At 68.5% G+C, this 15,055-nt stretch carries 19 protein-coding genes and 1 tRNA gene; 14 read left to right on the plus strand and 6 right to left on the minus strand.

What is annotated here, in order from left to right:
- Positions 1-35: 35 nt before the first annotated feature.
- The 3 genes from ccmE to H1Q64_RS05640 are packed head-to-tail and all read right to left on the minus strand — an operon-like array spanning position 36 to position 1,457.
- Entirely contained in the window at positions 36-491 is a 456-nt protein-coding gene (gene ccmE, locus H1Q64_RS05630; RefSeq protein WP_038525715.1) for a cytochrome c maturation protein CcmE, read from the minus strand.
- The gene (gene ccmD / locus H1Q64_RS05635; protein ID WP_035669739.1) at positions 488-706 is read right to left on the minus strand and encodes a heme exporter protein CcmD; all 219 of its coding nucleotides are present in this window, start codon (positions 704-706) and stop codon (positions 488-490) included. The genes ccmE and ccmD overlap by 4 nt, the downstream gene beginning before the upstream one ends.
- A gap of 31 nt (positions 707-737) precedes the next feature.
- Entirely contained in the window at positions 738-1,457 is a 720-nt protein-coding gene (locus tag H1Q64_RS05640) for a heme ABC transporter permease (RefSeq protein ID WP_137103663.1), read from the minus strand.
- Between the two features lie 216 nt (positions 1,458-1,673).
- Between H1Q64_RS05640 and H1Q64_RS05645 the strand changes: the two genes are divergently transcribed.
- The 3 genes from H1Q64_RS05645 to H1Q64_RS05655 are packed head-to-tail and all read left to right on the plus strand — an operon-like array spanning position 1,674 to position 2,368.
- Positions 1,674-1,925 (plus strand): FitA-like ribbon-helix-helix domain-containing protein, encoded by a 252-nt coding sequence (locus H1Q64_RS05645; RefSeq protein ID WP_237904721.1) that lies wholly within the window; start codon positions 1,674-1,676, stop codon positions 1,923-1,925.
- The gene (locus tag H1Q64_RS05650) at positions 1,922-2,155 is read left to right on the plus strand and encodes a type II toxin-antitoxin system VapC family toxin (RefSeq protein ID WP_237904722.1); all 234 of its coding nucleotides are present in this window, start codon (positions 1,922-1,924) and stop codon (positions 2,153-2,155) included. The genes H1Q64_RS05645 and H1Q64_RS05650 overlap by 4 nt, the downstream gene beginning before the upstream one ends.
- Positions 2,156-2,188: 33 nt before the next feature.
- A complete protein-coding gene (locus H1Q64_RS05655; protein ID WP_237904723.1) occupies positions 2,189-2,368 on the plus strand; it encodes a type II toxin-antitoxin system VapC family toxin in 180 nt (59 codons plus the stop codon).
- Between the two features lie 10 nt (positions 2,369-2,378).
- On the opposite strand, the gene ccmB is transcribed toward H1Q64_RS05655, so the two are convergent.
- Together ccmB and ccmA are read right to left on the minus strand one after the other, a co-directional pair.
- The gene (gene ccmB / locus H1Q64_RS05660; protein ID WP_014238686.1) at positions 2,379-3,044 is read right to left on the minus strand and encodes a heme exporter protein CcmB; all 666 of its coding nucleotides are present in this window, start codon (positions 3,042-3,044) and stop codon (positions 2,379-2,381) included.
- On the minus strand, positions 3,041-3,730 hold the full coding sequence (ccmA, locus tag H1Q64_RS05665) for a heme ABC exporter ATP-binding protein CcmA (protein ID WP_237904724.1): 690 nt from the start codon (positions 3,728-3,730) through the stop codon (positions 3,041-3,043). Before ccmA ends, ccmB begins: the two co-directional genes overlap by 4 nt.
- 409 nt (positions 3,731-4,139) lie before the next feature.
- Here ccmA and H1Q64_RS05670 point away from each other — a divergent pair, with 409 nt between their 5' ends.
- The 7 genes from H1Q64_RS05670 (at position 4,140) to H1Q64_RS05700 (ending at position 12,088) form a co-directional block, all read left to right on the plus strand.
- Positions 4,140-5,819, plus strand: a complete 1,680-nt coding sequence (locus H1Q64_RS05670; RefSeq protein ID WP_237904725.1) for a putative transporter — start codon at positions 4,140-4,142, stop codon at positions 5,817-5,819.
- Positions 5,820-5,854: 35 nt separating this feature from the next.
- Complete coding sequence (locus H1Q64_RS05675; protein WP_237904726.1) at positions 5,855-7,534, plus strand: putative transporter; 1,680 nt, start codon at positions 5,855-5,857, stop codon at positions 7,532-7,534.
- A 139-nt stretch (positions 7,535-7,673) separates the two neighbouring features.
- On the plus strand, positions 7,674-8,480 hold the full coding sequence (locus H1Q64_RS05680; RefSeq protein WP_237904727.1) for an ABC transporter ATP-binding protein: 807 nt from the start codon (positions 7,674-7,676) through the stop codon (positions 8,478-8,480).
- 121 nt (positions 8,481-8,601) lie between these two features.
- Positions 8,602-9,438: a transporter substrate-binding domain-containing protein gene (locus H1Q64_RS05685; RefSeq protein ID WP_200475413.1), complete on the plus strand. Its 837-nt coding sequence runs from the start codon at positions 8,602-8,604 to the stop codon at positions 9,436-9,438.
- A gap of 122 nt (positions 9,439-9,560) precedes the next feature.
- A complete protein-coding gene (locus H1Q64_RS05690; protein ID WP_014238679.1) occupies positions 9,561-10,265 on the plus strand; it encodes an ABC transporter permease in 705 nt (234 codons plus the stop codon).
- A 3-nt stretch (positions 10,266-10,268) separates the two neighbouring features.
- Positions 10,269-10,958: an ABC transporter permease gene (locus H1Q64_RS05695; protein ID WP_137103661.1), complete on the plus strand. Its 690-nt coding sequence runs from the start codon at positions 10,269-10,271 to the stop codon at positions 10,956-10,958.
- Positions 10,959-11,041: 83 nt separating this feature from the next.
- Entirely contained in the window at positions 11,042-12,088 is a 1,047-nt protein-coding gene (locus H1Q64_RS05700; RefSeq protein WP_237904728.1) for a DMT family transporter, read from the plus strand.
- A 140-nt stretch (positions 12,089-12,228) separates the two neighbouring features.
- On the opposite strand, the gene H1Q64_RS05705 is transcribed toward H1Q64_RS05700, so the two are convergent.
- Positions 12,229-12,304: transfer RNA gene (locus H1Q64_RS05705), tRNA-Ala, on the minus strand.
- 207 nt (positions 12,305-12,511) lie between these two features.
- Here H1Q64_RS05705 and H1Q64_RS05710 point away from each other — a divergent pair.
- Genes H1Q64_RS05710 through H1Q64_RS05725 form a run of 4 tightly spaced genes read left to right on the plus strand, consistent with a single transcriptional unit; the run spans position 12,512 to position 15,042 of the window.
- Complete coding sequence (locus H1Q64_RS05710) at positions 12,512-12,796, plus strand: YggT family protein (protein WP_237904729.1); 285 nt, start codon at positions 12,512-12,514, stop codon at positions 12,794-12,796.
- Entirely contained in the window at positions 12,796-13,155 is a 360-nt protein-coding gene (locus H1Q64_RS05715) for a DUF167 domain-containing protein (protein WP_237904730.1), read from the plus strand. Before H1Q64_RS05710 ends, H1Q64_RS05715 begins: the two co-directional genes overlap by 1 nt.
- Positions 13,148-14,056, plus strand: coding sequence for a bifunctional methylenetetrahydrofolate dehydrogenase/methenyltetrahydrofolate cyclohydrolase FolD (gene folD, locus H1Q64_RS05720; protein ID WP_237904731.1), 909 nt, complete (start codon positions 13,148-13,150; stop codon positions 14,054-14,056). The genes H1Q64_RS05715 and folD overlap by 8 nt, the downstream gene beginning before the upstream one ends.
- The gene (locus H1Q64_RS05725) at positions 14,053-15,042 is read left to right on the plus strand and encodes a magnesium transporter CorA family protein (protein WP_237904732.1); all 990 of its coding nucleotides are present in this window, start codon (positions 14,053-14,055) and stop codon (positions 15,040-15,042) included. Before folD ends, H1Q64_RS05725 begins: the two co-directional genes overlap by 4 nt.
- Positions 15,043-15,055 lie beyond the last annotated feature (13 nt).

Genomic DNA, 15,055 nt, shown 5'->3' on the forward strand with positions numbered 1-15,055 from the left:
GAACGGAATGAGGAGGAGTGGAGAAGCCGCCAGCGTCACGAGCTGGGCTTCTGCTCCTTCGAGTTCGCCTTGAAGTGCTCCGCCTCCTTCAGCGCGGCGGCGACCTCCGGCGGCATGTAGTTCTCGTCGTGCTTGGCCAGCACCTCGCGCGCCTGGAAGACGCCGTTGATCATGCGGCCTTCCGTGATGACGCCCTGGCCCTCGCGGAACAGGTCGGGAAGCTGGCCGCGGTAGCTGACGGCCACGGTGTGCACCGTGTCGGTGACGCGGAACTGCGTCGTCACCCCGTCGGGCATCTTGCTCACGCTGCCTTCCTCGACGAGGCCGCCCAGGCGGAAGTTGCGGTCGCCGATGTCCTGGGTCTGCAACTGCGTCGGGCTGAAGAAGAAGACGATGTTGTCCTCGAACGCCGTCAGCGTCAGGGCGGTGGCTGCGCCAAGGCCCAGCAGGGCGAGGCCCAGCATGTAGAGGCGCCGTTTCTTGCGGGTCATCCTTCACCAACCTCCGCCGCGGGCGACGCCGCGGCTCCGTTGCGCGCCCGGCGCCGCCGTGGCGGGCGGCTGCCCTCCAGCGCCTTCAGGGTCGTCTCGGCGCCGCGCAGCGCCTTCAGCGTGGCGACCAGAAGGCCGACCATCACCAGCGCCGCCAGCGCGTAGGACGACCAGACATACGCGGCGTAGCCGCCCATCGCGAAAAACTCTGCCATCCTTGCCTCCGGCCCAGCCTGTTCCCGTGCCTCAGCCCTGCGCCTCGGTCAGGCGCATCGTCTGGATCTTGCGTTGCACGATCTCCGCCCGCAGGCGCAGCAGGACCACCGTGATGAAGTAGGCGGTGAAGCCCAGCGCCATGACCAGCAGCGGGACCAGCATGGACCCGTCGATGGTCGGTCCGCCCATGCGGATGACGCTGGCCGGTTGGTGCAGGGTGTTCCACCAGTCCACCGAGAATTTGATGATCGGCACGTTCACGATGCCGACAAGAAGCAGCACGTTGCCCGCCCGCGTCCCGCGCTGCGGGTCGTCGAAGGCGTTCACCAGCGCCATGTATCCCAGATAGAGGAAGAACAGGATCAGCACGCTGGTCAGCCGCGCGTCCCACACCCACCACGTCCCCCACATCGGCGCGCCCCACAGCGAGCCGGTGACGAGGCAGATGAAGGTGAAGCCGGCGCCGACCGGGGCGGCGGCCTTGGCGAACAGGTCGGCCAGCGGATGCTTCCACACCAGACCGCAGGCCGCGGCGATGGCCATGTTGACGTAGACGAACAGGCTCATCCAGGCGGCGGGGACATGGATGTACATGATCCGCACGGTGTCGCCCTGCTGATAGTCGCGGGGTGACCCGATCAGCGCGATGTAGAGCCCGACGATCAGCAGGATCACGGTCGCCCCCGCCGTCCAGGGCAGGATCGCCGCCGACAGGCGCTGGAAGCGGGCAGGATTTGCAAATCGATGCATAGGACCTATGGGCCTCTGGTCGTGCTGCGGACGATATAAGCTCAGTGATGCCCCAGCGCGAGGGGTTTCGCCTTGATCTTGGTCAGGAAACATGGCTGCACACCGTGGTGTTTTCAGGACGGTGCGGCGGCCTGCCGCACTGACGGTACGACGGGTTGACGCGGCCTTTCCATGCTACGTTGGTGTGGGATGGGCAAAAAAGTCCGAGGGGCTGCCATGGGCATGATCACCGTGCGCGACATCGACGATTCGGTTCTGAAGGCGCTGACCGACCGCGCCAGCGCCGCCGGCCGGTCGCTGGAGGAGGAGGTGCGCGAAACGCTGGCCCAATCCGTCCGCCGGAGCCATGAGGATTTCTGGGAGCGCATGCGTGCGCGCCGGGCTGCTTATGGCGGTCGGGTGTTTTCAGACAGCGCTGATATCCTGAGGGAGATGCGGGACGAGCGATCCGAGCGGCTGGGTGAATGATGCCCCCGCCCCCGAACATCGGCAGCGCGGTCATTCTCGATGCCAGCGTGGCCGTGAAATGGCTTGTGCCGGAAGCGGACAGTGCAGCTGCCGAAGCCGTTGCGGAAGGCCGAAACATCTTTGCGCCGGAACTTCTTCTGGTCGAGTGTGCCAACATCCTCTGGCGCCGCGTTCAAAAAGGGGAATTCCCCCGCTATGATGCCATTTCCGGGCTTGCCGACCTCAAATGAGCGCCGTTCGTCTTTCATCGCGATGCGGAGCTTGTGGACGATGCGCAGGTTCTGGCACTGGAATTCGGCCATCCTGTATATGATTGTCTGTATCTCGCCTTGGCAAGACGGCTCGGCATTCCTGTCGTGACGGCAGACCGGCGTTTCATTCAGCTTGCCGACCGCTTCCTATCTCTGCGCGGTCTGATCGTCGGGCTCGACACGGTGGGCTGACGGACCGGACCTACTCCACCGCTTGACGCAGGGCGGCGGCGCTGGCCCAGGGGGCGAGCGGCAGGGCGCCGGCCAGAAGGCCGCCCAGAAGCAGCAGATGCGGGCGTGGAGTCAGGCCGTTCAGTGCGGCGTCGATGGCCCCGGCCCCGAAGATCAGCACGGGGATGTAGAGCGGCAGGATCAGCAGCGACAGCAGCACGCCGCCGCGCCGGGCGCCCAGCGTCAGGGCGGCGCCGATGCTGCCGATCAGGCTGAGGATCGGCGTGCCGACCAGCAGGGTCAGCACCAGCACCCCGAAGCCCTCCGCGTCCATGTTCAGCAGAAGCGCCAGAAGCGGGGCGGCGGCGATCAGCGGCAGGCCGGTCACCAGCCAGTGGGCCAGCGTCTTGGCCAGCACCACCGCCTCCATCGGCAGGGTGGACAGCGACAGCAGCTCCAGCGAGCCGTCCTCGTAGTCGTTCTGGAACAGCCGCTCCAGCGACAGCAGCGAGGCGAGCAGGGCCGCCACCCAGATCACCCCGGCAGCGATGCGGGCAAGGATGTTCGGCTCCGGCCCGACGCCGAAGGGGAATAGCACCACGCACAGAACGAAGAACATCACGGCGATGCTGGCGTCCGACCCCTGGCGCAGCGCCAGCCGCAGGTCGCGCCCGATCAGGCGCAGGAAGCGGGTCACGCCGCGTCCTCCTCTTCCAAAACGTCGTCGTCCTCGCCCCCGTCGTCCTCGCCGTGGGGGACGGGGGTGAACTCGTCGAGGTGCAGTTCGCCGGCGCCGGGCATGGCGATGTCCACATGGGTGGAGACGGCGACCATGCCGCCGCCGGCCCGATGCTCCGCGATGATCTCCTCGAACAGGGCGATCGCCGCGCGGTCGAGCGCCACGGTCGGCTCGTCGAGCAGCCACAGGGCGGCGGGGGCGGCGATGATGCGGGCGAGGTTCAGGCGTCGCTTCTGCCCCGCCGACAGGTAGCGCCCCGGCACGTTGGCAATGTGCGGCACGCCCAGACGGTCCAGCGCCTTCAGCGCGTTGCCCCGCGGGTCGGCGGCGCCGCCCAGCGTGGCCCAGAAGGACAGATTCTCCACCGCGCTCAGCACCGGCTTCACCGCGTCGAGATGGCCGACATAGTGGATGCGGCCGCGGTGGGCGTCGGGATCGTCGGAGACCGGCACGCCGTCCCAGGACAGCTGGCCGCGGATCGGCTTCAGCAGCCCGGCCATGACGCGCAGCAGGCTGGACTTGCCGCTGCCGTTGGGGCCGAGCAGGAACAGCGCCTCCCCCGGCGCAATCCGGAAGTCCAGCCCAGTGAAGACCAGCCGGTCGCCACGGAGGCAGGTCAGCGCGGAACCGGCGAAAACGGGCATGGCAGCGGGCGGGCTCTTGCGGTGTACGGGGCGGGGGGAGCTATAGCACAGCCCGTCCGGGTGCCAAAAAGAAACGGCCTCACAAATGGTCGGGCCAAACAGAAACGGCCCCAAAAAGAAACGGCCATCGCAAGGGGGTTCTTGCGATGGCCGCCGATCCAGCCGGGGCCTGGCTGGGGGCGCCGGAGAACCGGAGCCCTGATCGTCGCTTAGGGGCCGGGCCGCAGGGGTTCACGGGTCCGGCCAGCCACTTGATGCCGTAAGGCTCCGTCCGGTTTAGGGCCAGAAAGTGGCGAAATTTTGATCCAATGAATGTCCCTTTCCATTCCAGGGCATTGCCCGGGCGAAGCGGAGCGGGCATTCATAGGCGCCTTCGCCCTTCGCGGCTCAACCGGACCGGGTGCCTGCCATGACCGTGCTGATCGACCTGTTCAACGGCCTTCCCGACATCGCCCGTATCATGCTGATGCTCAGCGTGGTGGCGGCGTCGGGGCTGGCGCTGGGGCAGATCAAGCTGCGCGGCGTGGGCTTGGGCATCGGCGGGGTGCTGTTCGCCGGCATCGCCGCGGGGCATGTCGCCAAGGCGCTGGGCCTGACCTTCGACCATCACGTCCTGCATTTCATGCGGGAGTTCGGCCTGATCCTGTTCGTCTACACCATCGGCGTGCAGGTCGGCCCCGGCTTCTTCGCCGCCCTGAAGAAGTCCGGCCTGACGCTGAACCTGCTGGCCGCCTCGCTGGTCGGTCTGGGGGTGCTGGTGGCGGTGGCGATCCACGAGATCGGCGGGGTGCCGCTGCCGGCGGTGCTGGGCATCTTCTCCGGTGCCGTGACCAACACGCCGTCGCTGGGTGCGGCACAGGAAATGCTGCGCGAGGTCGGGGCCTCGACGGCGGAGATCAACACGCCGAGCCTCGGCTACGCCGTCGCCTATCCCTTCGGCATCGTCGGCATCCTCATCACCATGGGGCTGATCCGCGTCGTCTTCCGCATCGACCCGGCGGCGGAGGCCGAAGCCTTCGAACGCAAGCGCCGCGCCCAGGTGGAGACGCTGGAGACGCTGGACGTCGCCGTGCGCAACCGGTCGGCCATGGGGCTGCCGCTGCGCGACATGGAGCTGTTCGGCGACCAGGGGGTGATGGTGTCCCGCCTGCTGCGCGAGGGGCGGCTCCAGGTGCCGCACCCGGACACCTGCCTGCGCGCCGGCGACGTCGTGCATCTGGTCGGGCCGCGGGTCAAGCTGGAGGCGACGAAGCGGCTGCTCGGCGAGGCCGCGGAGATCACCCTGACCACCAAGGGCACCGCCATGCGCTGGGACCGGCTGGTCGTCACCAACGAGCATGTGCTGGGCAAGGCCATCGGCCAGCTCGATCTCGCCGACGCCTACGACGTGGTGGTCAGCCGGGTCAACCGCGCGGGCGTGGAGCTGGTGCCGAGCCCGGCCCTGCACCTCCAGTTCGGCGACATCCTGACCGCCATCGGCAAGCCGTCCGACCTCCAGCGGGTGGCGGCGCTGATGGGCAACTCGGCGCGGCGACTCCAGCAGGTGGAGTTCGTGCCGGTCTTCATCGGCATCCTGCTCGGCGTGCTGCTCGGCTCCATCCCCTTCTACATTCCAGGGATGCCGGCGCCGCTGAAGCTGGGTCTGGCTGGCGGGCCGCTGGTGGCGGCGATCCTGCTGGCGCGCGTCGGCCACATCGGGCCGCTGGTCTGGTTCATGCCGCCCGCCGCCAACATGGCGTTGCGCGAGATCGGCATCGTCCTGTTCCTGGCGGTGGTCGGGCTGATGTCCGGCGACCGCTTCGTGGAGACGCTGGTGCACGGCGACGGGCTGCTGTGGATCGGCTGCGGCGTGCTGGTGACGCTGATCCCGCTGCTGGTCGTCGGCTTCATCGCGCGGGCCTTCGCCCGGCAGAACTATCTGACGATTTGCGGGCTGCTGTCCGGCAGCATGACGGACCCGCCCGCGCTCGCATTTGCAAACGCAATGAGCGCATCGGAGGCTCCCGCCCTCGCCTATGCCACTGTTTACCCTATGGTTATGTTTCTGCGTATCCTTGCGCCGCAGTTGATCGTCCTGTTCCTCTGGTAGCAGGGCGGTCTGTCCTCGCGTGAGGAGACGCGGCCATGCACGCGCTCATCGAACTCTTCCTGGCCATGCCGCCGATCGCGCGCGTGGTGTTCATGCTGGGCATCACCTCGGCCCTGGGGCTTGCGCTCGGGCACATACGGCTGCGCGGCGTGGGGCTGGGCATCGGCGGCGTGCTGTTCGCGGGCATCGCGGTCGGCCACTTCGCCAAGCAGGCGGGGGTGACACTGAACCCCGAGATGATGGAGTTCATCCGCGACTTCGGCCTGATCCTGTTCGTCTACACCATCGGCATCCAGGTCGGCCCCGGCTTCTTCGCGGCGCTGAAGAAGTCCGGGCTGGCGCTGAACGGGCTGGCGCTGCTGATGGTCGGGTCGAGCATCCTGCTGACCGCCCTCCTGGTGCTGTTCGACCTCGTGCCGCTGGGCTCCGGCCTCGGCGTCTTCGCGGGCGGGGTGACCAACGCCCCGGCGCTGGCCGCCTCGCAGCAGGTGCTGAAGGAGGTCGGGGCCGACGCCGCGGTGATGGCCCTGCCCGGTCTGGCCTTCGCCGTCACCTACCCCTTCGGCATCGCCGGCAACCTGCTGGCCATGGCGGTGGTGCGGATCGTCTTCCGCATCGACCCGCAGGAGGAGGCCAGGGCCTTCGAGGCCGCCCGGCGCGCCGAGGTTGCGGCGCTCGACACCATGGACATCGCCGTCACCAATCCGGCCCTGGGCGGGGTGCGGCTGGGCGACCTGACCCTGCTGCCGAGCCTGGGGGTCTGCGCGTCGCGGCTGCTGCGCGGCGGCCAGCTCCGCGTGCCCGGCGAGGACACCCGGCTGGAGGAGGGTGACGTGCTGCACGTGGTCGGCCCGCGCCCGAAGCTGGAGCAGGTCCGCCTGCTGATGGGGCGGGAGGCCGACGTCCGGCTGACCACCAAGGGCAGCGACCTGCGCTGGGAGCGCATCGTCGTCACCGCCAACCCGGTGCTGGGCAAGTCCATCGCCGCGCTGAACCTCAAGGGGGCGTGCGACGTGGTGGTCAGCCGCGTCAACCGCGCCGGGGTGGAACTGGTGCCCAACGCCGCGCTGAAGCTGCAGTTCGGCGACATCCTGACGGTGATCGGCAAGCCCGACGACCTCAAGGCGGCCGCCTGCATCATCGGCAACTCCGAACGGCGGCTGCAGACGGTGGAGATGATCCCGGTCTTCGTCGGCATCACGCTGGGGGCGCTGCTGGGCGCCATCCCGCTGTTCCTGCCGGGCATGCCGGCGCCCTTGCGGCTGGGCATGGCCGGCGGGCCGCTGATCGTCGCCATCGTGCTGGCACGCATCGGCCACATCGGGCCGCTGGTCTGGTTCATGCCGCCCGCCGCCAACCTCGCCCTGCGCGAGATCGGCATCGTCCTGTTCCTCGCCGTGCTGGGCATCGCGTCGGGCGACCGCTTCGTCGAGACGATGGCGAGCGGCGCCGGGCTGCCCTGGATGGCCTGGGGCGTCCTGGTCACGCTGGTGCCGCTGCTGCTGACCGGGCTGCTGGCGCGCGGCGTGATGAAGCTGAACTTCCTCAGCATCTGCGGCGTGCTGGCCGGGGCGCAGACCAACCCGCCGGGCCTCGCCTACGCCAACGCGGTGGTCGCGTCTGAGGCGCCGGCGCTGGCCTACGCCACCGTCTACCCGCTGGCCATGTGCCTGCGCATCCTGGCGCCGCAGCTTCTGGTGCTGATGCTGTGGTGAAAAACACATCAGCTTACCCCGTCGCGCGGTTGCCCCGGGGCCTGCAAAATCCGCGTTGCGGGAGTTTGTCCGGCGGTCTAGCCTAGCGGCACCGTCCATGGTTGGCCGGTCCAGACCGCTCCCCGCCGACAAGCCCCGCATGCACCGACACCCGCCCACGAATCCCCACGCCCCCGAAGCCGTCCTCGTCGAGAATGTCCACAAGCGCTTCGGCCCGCTGGAGGTGCTGAAGGGCGTCTCCCTGACCGCGCGCGAAGGCGACGTCATCACGCTGATCGGCTCCTCCGGCTCCGGCAAGAGCACGCTTCTGCGCTGCATCAACATGCTGGAGGTGCCGGACGAGGGGCGGATCGTCATCGGCGGCGAGGCCATCGGCCTGAAGAAGGCGCGCGGCGGCCAGACCGTCCCCGCCGATTCCCGGCAGGTGGACCGCATCCGCACCCGGCTGGGCATGGTTTTCCAGAGCTTCAACCTCTGGACCCACATGACCATCCTGGAGAACGTCATCGAGGCGCCGGTCCATGTGCTGGGCGTCCCGAAGGCGGAGGCGGTGGACCGCGCCCGCAAGCTGCTGGACAAGGTGGGCATCCTGGCCAAGGCCGAGTCCTACCCGGTGCAGCTCTCCGGCGGGCAGCAGCAGCGCGCCGCCATCGCCCGCGCGCTGGCCATGCAGCCCAAGGTGATGCTGTTCGACGAGCCGACCTCCGCGCTCGACCCCGAGCTGGTGGGCGAGGTGCTGCTGGTCATCCGCCAGCTCGCCGAGGAGGGCAACACCATGATTCTCGTGACGCACGAGATGGGCTTCGCCCGCGAGGTCGCGTCGGAGGTGGTGTTCCTCCACCAGGGCCGCATCGAGGAACGGGGGCCGCCCGACCGGGTTCTGGTCAATCCGGAAACGGACCGCGTGCGACAGTTCCTGTCGCGCCACCTGTCCGGCGGCGGCTGAATCGGTCGCGCGAAGTCGGCCCGCTCAATTCCCTTGACTGGCGTTGTAAAACCGTAAACCTCAGAGCCTGCCCGAGCATAAGAGCCATCCATAAGGGCATCAGAACAGAGGAGGTTTTCCCGTGAAGAAGATCGTTGCGGCCCTGGCGCTCGGCGCCATTGTGGCGGTCGCCGGCACCGCCGCCGAAGCCAAGGACTGGAAGAAGATCCGCATCGCCACCGAGGGCGCCTACGCCCCCTGGAACGCGACGGACCCGTCGGGCAAGCTGGTCGGCTTCGAGCCGGACCTCGCCCTGGAACTGTGCAAGCGGATCAAGGCCGAGTGCGAGATCGTCGCCCAGGATTGGGACGGCATGATCCCGGCCATCCAGCAGGGCAAGTACGACGCCATCATGGCGGCCATGTCGATCACCGACGAGCGTGAGAAGGTCATCGCCTTCGCCGGCCCCTACGGCACCGAGCCGTCGATGTTCGGCACCATGAAGAATTCGCCGCTCGCCAAGGCGACCTTCCCCGGCGAGCGTTACGACCTGTCCAAGGACGACCCGAAGGCCGCCATCGCCGCCCTGGCCGACGCGCTGAAGGGCAAGACGGTCGGCGTGCAGACCTCGACCATCCAGGCGAACTTCATGGAGAAGCTTCTGCCGCAGGTGGCGGTCCGCACCTACGACAAGCTGGACAACGCCGGCATCGACATGGCCGCCGGCCGCGTCGACGCCATCTTCGGCGACCGTTCGGCGGTGGACGCCATCCTCAAGGCCGACGCCGGCAACGGCATGACCCTGTTCGGCCCGGCCTTCGCGCGCGGCGTGCTGGGCAAGGGCGTGGGCGTGGGCCTGCGCAAGGCCGACGGCGACCTGAAGGAGCTGTTCAACAAGGCCATCGCCGAGGCCAACCAGGATGGCACCATCACGAAGCTGAGCACCCAGCACTTCGGCTACGACATCTCGATCAAGTAACTGGTCGATCAAGTAACCGGTCGATCAAGCAACCGGCCATCATGTGAAGGGATGTCCCCTCTCCCCGTCGCGGGGGGAGGGGAACCCGGTTCGGAGCCCTTTCGGAGCCCATTTCGGAGCGCATGTTCGAACTTCTCTCCTTCGGCCCGAACGGGTGGGGCGGCCAGCTTCTGGGCGGGGCCGCGATGACGGTCGCCGTGTCGGTGTCGGCCTTCGTCCTCGGCCTCGTCTTCGGCTCGCTCGGCGCGTCGGCGAAGCTCAGCCGCAACCTTGCCCTCACCGGCGTGGCGGAGGTCTACACCACCGTCGTCCGCGGCGTGCCCGAACTGCTGGTCATCTACCTGCTGTTCTTCGGCGGCAGCGGCGCGGTCATGGCCGTCGGCCGGGTCTTCGGCTACGAGGGCTACATCGAGCTGAACGCCTTCTCCATCGGCGTGCTGGCGGTCGGGCTGATCTCCGGCGCCTATTCAACGGAGGTGATCCGCGGCGCGGTCCAGGCGGTGCCCCACGGCCAGATCGAGGCGGCGCGCGCCTGCGGCATGTCGCGCTGGCTGATCCTGCGCCGCATCCTGGTGCCGCAGACCCTGCGCTACGCCCTGCCGGGGCTTGGCAACGTCTGGCAGCTCACCCTGAAGGACACGGCGCTGATCTCCGTGACGGCGCTGGCCGAGATCATGCGCGTGTCGCATGTGGCGGCGGGGTCGACCCGCCAGCCGTTCCTGTTCTACACCACCGCGGCGGTGCTCTACCTCCTGCTCACCACCGTCTCCACGGTGGCGTTCGAGCGGGCGGAGCGCTACGCCAATCGCGGCGTGCGGAGAGCCTGACCCATGAACTGGGAACTGATGTGGGACAGCGTGCCCACCCTCCTGCGCGGCGTGCCGGTGACCCTGCAACTGGTCGGGCTGGCGCTGCTGTTCGGCGCGGGCGTTGCCTTCGCGGTGGCGCTGCTGCGGCTGTACGGCAACCGCGTCACCGAGCGGCTGATGGCCGCCTACGTCTTCGTGTTCCGCGGCACGCCGCTGCTCGTGCAGATCTTCCTGATCTATTACGGCATGGGCCAGTTCGAGCTGGTGCGCAGCAGCTTCCTGTGGATCTACCTGCGCGAGCCCTTCTGGTGCGCGATCCTGGCGCTGACGCTGAACACCGGCGCCTACACCAGCGAGATCCTGCGCGGCGCCATCCTGTCGGTGCCGCAGGGCCAGATCGAGGCAGCGCGGGCCTGCGGCATGTCGCGCACGCTGCTGTTCCGCCGGATCGTGATGCCGGTGGCGATCCGCCAGATGCTGCCGGCGTATGGCAACGAGGTGATCCTGATGGTCAAGGCCAGTTCGCTCGCCAGCACCATCACGCTGTTGGAGATCACCGGCATCGCCCGCAAGATCATCGCGCAGAGCTTCGCGGTGTTCGAGGTGTTCATCGTGGCCGGCAGCATCTATCTGCTGCTGAACTTCATCGCCTCGCGCCTGATCCGCTACGCGGAGTGGCGCATGACCCCCTACCTGCGGGCGCGGAGTTAGCCTTCATCCCCTCCCCTGCGAAAGCGGGGGAGGGTTAGGGTGGGGGCAACGCTTCCCTCACTCAACAGGCGTGCGAGGCGCTCATGCTCCGAACCGGCGCGACGACCGCCATCCTGGCCGCGGTCCTCTTCGGCGTCAGCACGCCGCTGGCGAAGCTGCTGGTCCACGACCTGTCTCCCTGGATGCTGGCGGGCCTGCTGTATCTCGGCTCCGGCATCGGGCTGGGGCTGGTCCGGCTGGCCCGCGGGCTGACAAGGTCGCGAAAACGCAGCGAACGCGGCCTCCGCGGTGCCGAATGGCTGTGGCTGCTGGCCGCCGTCGCTGCCGGGGGTATTGCCGGGCCGGTGCTGCTGATGGCCGGCCTGACGGCGACGCCGGCATCCACCGCCTCGCTGCTGCTCAATCTGGAAGGGGTGTTCACCGCCCTGCTGGCGTGGTTCGTCTTCCGGGAGGGCGTCGACCGGCGGCTCGTCGCCGGCATGATCGCCATCGTGGCGGGGGCGGTCGTGCTGTCCTGGGGCGGAACGGTCAGCCTGGACGGCGGTTGGGGACCGGCCGCGGTCGCCGCCGCCTGTCTGATGTGGGCGGTGGACAACAACCTGACCCGCAAGGTGTCCCTGGCCGACCCGGTGGACATCGCCACGATCAAGGGGCTGGTGGCCGGCACCGTCAATGTCGGGATCGCCCTGGCGCTCGGCGACGGCCCGCCCGCGGCGCTGACCGCGGCGGCGGCGATGCTGGTCGGGTTGCTGGGCTACGGCGTCAGCCTCGTGCTGTTTGTGGTCGCCCTGCGCCACATCGGCGCCGCCCGCACCGGGGCCTATTTCTCGACGGCCCCCTTCGTCGGGGGCATCGCCTCCCTGGTGATCTTCGGAGAGCCGCTGACGGTCGGGCTGGCTGTGGCCTCGGCTCTGATGGGACTCGGCGTCTGGCTGCACCTGACCGAGGATCACGACCATGAGCATGACCACGAGGAGATGGAGCACGACCATCCGCACGTCCATGACGAGCACCACCGGCACCATCACGATGGCCCGGTGACCGAGCCGCACACCCACCGGCATCGTCACGTGCGCCTGCGGCACCGGCACGCCCACTTTCCGGATGCCCACCACGTGCACAGGCATTGAGGCTTGGACCGGATCGGCGAACGTTTAAAAAAATGGGGAAGAATCGGCCGACACCGCGTGCGACAGGGCGGTGTCACACCGCGGGGAATTCCGCCGCTTTCGGGCGAATTCCTGTGTCGCATCAATGTCTTGGGGGTGATTGGTGGAGCCGAGGAGGATCGAACTCCCGACCTACGCATTGCGAACGCGTCGCTCTCCCAGCTGAGCTACGGCCCCACACACCGTTACCGGCGTGCGGCGGATAATGGTGATGCGGAGGGAGCCTGTCAAGCCCTCTGAACGCGCCTGATTGCGGGCATCGGCGGTTGCGCGCAAGGGCATGGCCAAGGGGATGGTGGCGGCCCGCCGCGCGGCACTGGACAGCACTCGCCGCTTGTGCTTAGGGTGCCCCGCAAAATCGGACAATAAAGGGACGGGCCGGGCATGATTGCGCTCTACCTGCTGATCGACACCGTTCTCAGCCTCTATGTGTGGCTGCTCATCGCTTCGGCGGTGCTGAGCTGGCTGGTGGCCTTCAACGTCGTCAACACCCGCAACCGCGCGGTCTATGTCATCGGCGACTTCCTCTACCGCGTCACCGAACCGGTCCTGCGCCCGATCCGCCGCGTTCTGCCGAACATGGGCGGCCTGGACCTGTCGCCGATCGCGCTGATCCTGCTGATCTTCTTCATCCGCAACCTGATGGCGGAATACTGGCCGCGCTTCTGATGACGGGGCCTTTGGAAGCTGTTCCTTTCGAAGCCGTGGCGGACGGTGTCCGACTGGCGCTGCGGGTGACGCCCAAGGCGTCGCGCAACGCCATCGCCGGGCTGGCCGCCACGGCGTCCGGAGGAACGGCCCTGAAGGTGACCGTCACCGCCGTGCCGGAGAACGGCAAGGCGAACGAGGCGGTGGTGAAGCTGCTGGCCAAGGCGTGGAAACTGCCCAAGACCAGCCTGACGGTGGTGGCCGGCGCCACCGACCGGAACAAGATTGTCCATGTGGCCGGCGACCCGGCCGACCTGATGCGCCGGCTGACGGTGCTGGTGGAAACAGCAAAGCCTGATACGGGGAAGAGCGATGGCTGAGGCGAGGATCATCGACGGCAAGGCGTTCGCCGCGGGGCTGCGCGCCCGCGTGGCGGAGGGTGTGGCCGCGCTCAAGGCCAGCCACGGCGTCACCCCCGGCCTCGCCGTCGTGCTGGTGGGCGAGGACCCGGCGAGCCAGGTCTATGTCCGGTCCAAGGAAAAGGCTCTGGCCGATCTCGGCATGAACAGCTTCGACCATCATATGCCCGCCGATCTCGGCGAGGCGGAGCTGCTGGCCCTGATCGACCGGCTGAACGCCGACCCGGCGGTGCACGGCATCCTGGTCCAGCTTCCCCTGCCGAGCCACATCGACACCCAAAAGGTTCTGGCCCGCATCGTTCCGGAAAAGGATGCGGACGGCTTCCACGTCGTCAACGCCGGCCTGCTGGCGACCGGCAGCCCCGGCGCCATCGTGCCCTGCACGCCGCTGGGCAGCCTGCTGCTGCTCCGCGACACGCTGGGCGCCGACCTGAAGGGCAAGCGGGCGCTGGTGCTCGGCCGCTCCAACATCGTCGGCAAGCCGATGGCGCAACTGCTGCTCCAGCAGGACTGCACGGTCACCGTCGCCCATTCCCGCACCCAGGACCTGCCCGGCGAATGCCGGCGCGCCGACATCCTGGTCGCCGCGGTGGGCCGTCCGGAGATGGTGCGCGGCGACTGGATCAAGCCGGGCGCCGTGGTCATCGACGTCGGCATCAACCGCGTGCCACACCCGACCGAGCCGGGCAAGACCAGGCTGGTCGGCGACGTCGCCTACGACGAGGCGGTCAAGGTCGCCGGCGCCATCACCCCGGTGCCGGGCGGCGTCGGGCCGATGACCATCGCCTGCCTGATGCTGAACACGCTGGCCGCCGCCTGCCGCGCCGCCGGCGCCCCGGTCCCCGCCGAGGCCCTTGCATGATCACGGTCCACGCCCGGGTGGGCGGCCGCGTGGTCGAGCAGCCGCTCGCCCTCGGCGAGCCGCTGCCGCCCAACACGGTGTGGATCGATCTTCTCCGCCCCGACGAGGCGGAGCGCGCGCATGTCGGCGCCGTCACCGGCTGTGACCTGCCGACGCGCGAGGAAATGAAGGAAATCGAGGCGTCGAGCCAGCTCTACACCGAGGGGGAGGCCGTCTACCTGACCTCCTCGGTGATTGCGCGGGCCGATTCGCCGATGCCGGAGCAGGGCGAGGTCACCTTCGTCCTCACCCCCCGGCACATGATCACGGTGCGCTTCACCGAGCCGCGTTCCGTCGCCACCTTCGCCGCGCGGACCATCCGCCAGCCGGAGCTTCTGGCCAGCGCGGAGGACGCGCTGCTGGGCATCCTCGACGCGGTGATCGACCGGGTTGCCGACGTGCTGGAGTTGATCGGCGCCCGCATCGACGGGCTGTCCGCGCGCATCTTCACCGACTCGCTGAACAGCAAGGGGGTCGGAAGCTCCAAGAAGCCGGACGAGCTGCAGGACGTGCTGCGCGGCATCGGGCGGGCCGGTGACCTGACGCACAAGGTGCGCGACAGCCTCGCCGGGCTGGACCGGCTGGTCGCCTTCCTCTCCTCCGTCGCCGCCGGGCGGCTGACCAAGGAGCAGAAGGCCGCGCTGAAGACCCTGACGCGCGACCTGCGGTCCCTGAACGAGCACGCCGGCTTCCTGGCGCACGAGGCGAACTTTCTGCTCGACGCCACGCTCGGCCTGATCAACATCGAGCAGAACGCGATCATCAAGATCTTCTCGGTCGTCTCCGTGGCGCTGATGCCGCCGACCCTGATCGCGTCGGCCTACGGCATGAACTTCCGCCACATGCCCGAGCTGGACTGGGACTTCGGCTATCCCATGGCCATCGTGATGATGGTGCTCTCCGCCGTGGTGCCGCTCTGGTACTTCCGCCGCCGCGGGTGGCTTTAACAAGAAGAAGGGA

Source organism: Azospirillum brasilense (assembly GCF_022023855.1).
GTDB lineage: Bacteria > Pseudomonadota > Alphaproteobacteria > Azospirillales > Azospirillaceae > Azospirillum > Azospirillum brasilense_F.

Excerpts from the sequence above, each read along its gene's own strand:
- H1Q64_RS05695 (WP_137103661.1), top strand. The coding sequence starts at position 10,269 with ATGAACTGGGAACTGATGTGGGACAGCGTGCCCACCCTCCTGCGCGGC.
- H1Q64_RS05650 (WP_237904722.1), top strand. The coding sequence starts at position 1,922 with ATGATGCCCCCGCCCCCGAACATCGGCAGCGCGGTCATTCTCGATGCC.
- folD (WP_237904731.1), top strand. The coding sequence starts at position 13,148 with ATGGCTGAGGCGAGGATCATCGACGGCAAGGCGTTCGCCGCGGGGCTG.
- H1Q64_RS05680 (WP_237904727.1), top strand. The coding sequence starts at position 7,674 with ATGCACCGACACCCGCCCACGAATCCCCACGCCCCCGAAGCCGTCCTC.
- ccmE (WP_038525715.1), bottom strand. The coding sequence starts at position 491 with ATGACCCGCAAGAAACGGCGCCTCTACATGCTGGGCCTCGCCCTGCTG.
- H1Q64_RS05715 (WP_237904730.1), top strand. The coding sequence starts at position 12,796 with ATGACGGGGCCTTTGGAAGCTGTTCCTTTCGAAGCCGTGGCGGACGGT.
- H1Q64_RS05725 (WP_237904732.1), top strand. The coding sequence starts at position 14,053 with ATGATCACGGTCCACGCCCGGGTGGGCGGCCGCGTGGTCGAGCAGCCG.
- H1Q64_RS05710 (WP_237904729.1), top strand. The coding sequence starts at position 12,512 with ATGATTGCGCTCTACCTGCTGATCGACACCGTTCTCAGCCTCTATGTG.
- H1Q64_RS05640 (WP_137103663.1), bottom strand. The coding sequence starts at position 1,457 with ATGCATCGATTTGCAAATCCTGCCCGCTTCCAGCGCCTGTCGGCGGCG.
- H1Q64_RS05700 (WP_237904728.1), top strand. The coding sequence starts at position 11,042 with ATGCTCCGAACCGGCGCGACGACCGCCATCCTGGCCGCGGTCCTCTTC.
- H1Q64_RS05645 (WP_237904721.1), top strand. The coding sequence starts at position 1,674 with ATGGGCATGATCACCGTGCGCGACATCGACGATTCGGTTCTGAAGGCG.
- H1Q64_RS05675 (WP_237904726.1), top strand. The coding sequence starts at position 5,855 with ATGCACGCGCTCATCGAACTCTTCCTGGCCATGCCGCCGATCGCGCGC.
- ccmA (WP_237904724.1), bottom strand. The coding sequence starts at position 3,730 with ATGCCCGTTTTCGCCGGTTCCGCGCTGACCTGCCTCCGTGGCGACCGG.
- H1Q64_RS05670 (WP_237904725.1), top strand. The coding sequence starts at position 4,140 with ATGACCGTGCTGATCGACCTGTTCAACGGCCTTCCCGACATCGCCCGT.
- H1Q64_RS05690 (WP_014238679.1), top strand. The coding sequence starts at position 9,561 with ATGTTCGAACTTCTCTCCTTCGGCCCGAACGGGTGGGGCGGCCAGCTT.
- ccmD (WP_035669739.1), bottom strand. The coding sequence starts at position 706 with ATGGCAGAGTTTTTCGCGATGGGCGGCTACGCCGCGTATGTCTGGTCG.